This is a genomic window from Aurantiacibacter xanthus, assembly GCF_003584015.1.
Classification (GTDB): Bacteria; Pseudomonadota; Alphaproteobacteria; order Sphingomonadales; family Sphingomonadaceae; genus Alteraurantiacibacter; species Alteraurantiacibacter xanthus.
Genome location: NZ_QXFM01000141.1, coordinates 32,703 through 35,987, shown reverse-complemented (window position 1 = coordinate 35,987; position 3,285 = coordinate 32,703). Strand labels below are relative to the sequence as shown.

General features: G+C 54.7%; 1 protein-coding gene, 2 tRNA genes and 2 rRNA genes (1 of these 5 cut by a window edge). 4 read left to right on the top strand and 1 reads right to left on the bottom strand.

Features of this window, described 5'->3' with window-relative positions; all coding sequences use genetic code 11:
• Nucleotides 1-40: 40 nt before the first annotated feature.
• On the bottom strand, nucleotides 41-328 hold the full coding sequence (locus D2V17_RS19155; protein WP_119592503.1) for a hypothetical protein: 288 nt from the start codon (nucleotides 326-328) through the stop codon (nucleotides 41-43).
• A gap of 88 nt (nucleotides 329-416) precedes the next feature.
• Here D2V17_RS19155 and D2V17_RS19150 point away from each other — a divergent pair.
• The 4 genes from D2V17_RS19150 to D2V17_RS19135 all read left to right on the top strand — a co-directional run.
• Nucleotides 417-1,899: ribosomal RNA gene (locus tag D2V17_RS19150) — 16S ribosomal RNA — on the top strand.
• A 182-nt stretch (nucleotides 1,900-2,081) separates the two neighbouring features.
• Nucleotides 2,082-2,158 (top strand) — tRNA-Ile (locus tag D2V17_RS19145).
• Between the two features lie 116 nt (nucleotides 2,159-2,274).
• Nucleotides 2,275-2,350: transfer RNA gene (locus D2V17_RS19140), tRNA-Ala, on the top strand.
• 255 nt (nucleotides 2,351-2,605) lie between these two features.
• Nucleotides 2,606-3,285: ribosomal RNA gene (locus D2V17_RS19135) — 23S ribosomal RNA — on the top strand (it continues 2,111 nt past the right edge of the window).
• Together the 16S and 23S rRNA genes with 2 tRNA genes alongside form the textbook arrangement of a ribosomal RNA operon.

The following is a 3,285-nucleotide window of genomic DNA, read 5'->3' as shown; positions in this document are numbered from 1 at the left end:
AAAACTGCAATTTGGGTGTTGACCGAATCCTGGGTCGGGCCTAGATGGGCTCCACCGACGCGGCGCTGACGGTTTCGACCGGCGCATCCGCAACGGTCGCCAAATTTGACGGATAGCCGGCTCCCCCGGTGAAAATCGGGGAACCGATCGCTGTCCGCTTTTGAGTTTGGTGGTTCTTTGACATCGTTGATTTTAGATGAAGGGACATGTGGGCGACGGCGCCCGGTCCGCGGAGCTCAAGGCCGCGTGTACCGGTATTCATAAGCCGAGCCGCATTGTTCGGACCTACCACGGTCTGGATGATGTCAAGCATGTCCTTCGTATCCATTACGTTTGACAGTGCAGGTATCGGCTCCTTGAAGCTCATGCCAGTTGGGTTAGCGGGGTTATCCCCGTGTCTGATTGGTGTGTGACACAAACTTGAGAGTTTGATCCTGGCTCAGAACGAACGCTGGCGGCATGCCTAACACATGCAAGTCGAACGAGCTCTTCGGAGCTAGTGGCGCACGGGTGCGTAACGCGTGGGAACCTGCCCTTAGGTTCGGAATAACAGTGAGAAATCGCTGCTAATACCGGATAATGTCTTCGGACCAAAGATTTATCGCCTTTGGATGGGCCCGCGTAGGATTAGCTAGTTGGTGAGGTAATGGCTCACCAAGGCGACGATCCTTAGCTGGTCTTAGAGGATGATCAGCCACACTGGGACTGAGACACGGCCCAGACTCCTACGGGAGGCAGCAGTGGGGAATATTGGACAATGGGCGCAAGCCTGATCCAGCAATGCCGCGTGAGTGATGAAGGCCTTAGGGTTGTAAAGCTCTTTTACCCGGGATGATAATGACAGTACCGGGAGAATAAGCCCCGGCTAACTCCGTGCCAGCAGCCGCGGTAATACGGAGGGGGCTAGCGTTGTTCGGAAATACTGGGCGTAAAGCGCACGTAGGCGGCGTCGTAAGTCAGGGGTGAAATCCCGGGGCTCAACCCCGGAACTGCCCTTGAAACTGCAATGCTAGAATCTTGGAGAGGCGAGTGGAATTCCGAGTGTAGAGGTGAAATTCGTAGATATTCGGAAGAACACCAGTGGCGAAGGCGACTCGCTGGACAAGTATTGACGCTGAGGTGCGAAAGCGTGGGGAGCAAACAGGATTAGATACCCTGGTAGTCCACGCCGTAAACGATGATAACTAGCTGTCCGGGTTCATAGAACTTGGGTGGCGCAGCTAACGCATTAAGTTATCCGCCTGGGGAGTACGGTCGCAAGATTAAAACTCAAAGGAATTGACGGGGGCCTGCACAAGCGGTGGAGCATGTGGTTTAATTCGAAGCAACGCGCAGAACCTTACCAGCCTTTGACATCCTCTGACGAATCAGGAGACTGATTTTTTCCTTCGGGACAGAGTGACAGGTGCTGCATGGCTGTCGTCAGCTCGTGTCGTGAGATGTTGGGTTAAGTCCCGCAACGAGCGCAACCCTCGTCCTTAGTTGCCATCATTTAGTTGGGCACTCTAAGGAAACCGCCGGTGATAAGCCGGAGGAAGGTGGGGATGACGTCAAGTCCTCATGGCCCTTACAGGCTGGGCTACACACGTGCTACAATGGCAACTACAGTGGGCAGCTATCCCGCGAGGGTGAGCTAATCTCCAAAAGTTGTCTCAGTTCGGATTGTTCTCTGCAACTCGAGAGCATGAAGGCGGAATCGCTAGTAATCGCGGATCAGCATGCCGCGGTGAATACGTTCCCAGGCCTTGTACACACCGCCCGTCACGCCATGGGAGTTGGTTTCACCCGAAGATGGTGCGCTAACCTTTTAGGAGGCAGCCAGCCACGGTGGGATCAGCGACTGGGGTGAAGTCGTAACAAGGTAGCCGTAGGGGAACCTGCGGCTGGATCACCTCCTTTCTAAGGATATTGGCGGAAAGCGCCGGACCTCGCGTTCGGAAGTGCTTCCTCCGTTTCCAAAGAACATTGCCGTCGTCCTCATGTCCCTTCATCACTGGAAAGACACACAGGCTCATGTCTGTCGTGTTTACGCCTGAGCTGGCTTATGCCGCCCGCGGCCGTTTGGCCCGCTTGTGGCGCATGGGCCTGTAGCTCAGTTGGTTAGAGCGCACCCCTGATAAGGGTGAGGTCGGTGGTTCGAATCCACCCAGGCCCACCATTTGTTTGGCTTCAAGCGCCAGCGCCGCCATCCGGCGGCTCGGCTTTCGGCTAACGCCGACGGCCGGTCGGCCTTGCGAACCCTTCGGGTTCGAGGGTTGCTTGTTGTCTGGGTAAGGGGCCTTAGCTCAGCTGGGAGAGCGGTTGCTTTGCAAGCATCAGGTCATCGGTTCGATCCCGATAGGCTCCACCAGGCAAGTATTTCCAGAGATGAAGAGAAAGCGGATCCCGCCTTGGCGGGTAGGCAACACTGGTTGCCGTCTTTGACATTGTGAATGGGTTTTTAAATCGATGCCGCGAGGTGTCGTCGTGCTGGCAAGGCCTTTGGGTCTGGTCCAGTCGATGGCAAATCGCAAATCAATCAAATTGATTATCTGGCTGAGATAATTCCTCCGCGCCATTGTATCGGCAAGCGTTATGCAGACTTGTCGTTGATGGTGTGGATTCTCAAGCGTGAGGTAAGAGCATTTGGTGGATGCCTTGGCATGTACAGGCTATGAAGGACGTGGCACGCTGCGATAAGCGTCGGGGAGCTGTGAGCAAGCTTCGATCCGGCGATTTCCGAATGGGGAAACCCACCCTCACCATTTCCTCTGTGATCCCTTTGGGGATTGTAGAAGAGGTGGATAGGGTATCACCTTGCTGAATATATAGGCTTGGTGAAGCTAACCCGGGGAACTGAAACATCTCAGTACCTGGAGGAAAAGACATCAACCGAGATTCCCGTAGTAGTGGCGAGCGAACCGGGACCAGGCCAGTGCCTTCATTTCAACTAGCAGAACACTCTGGAAAGTGTGGCCATAGCGGGTGACAGCCCCGTATGCGAAAGTGATGATGAAGGACTTGAGTAGGGCGGGACACGTGAAATCCTGTCTGAACATGGGGGGACCACCCTCCAAGCCTAAATACTCGTACATGACCGATAGCGAACACAGTACCGTGAGGGAAAGGTGAAAAGCACCCCGATTAGGGGAGTGAAACAGTACCTGAAACCGAATGCTTACAATCAGTTGGAGCCCCATAGGGGGTGACAGCGTACCTCTTGCATAATGGGTCAGTGACTTAATCTAGCAAGCAAGCTTAAGCCGTTAGGTGTAGGCGCAGCGAAAGCGAGTCTGAATAGGGCGA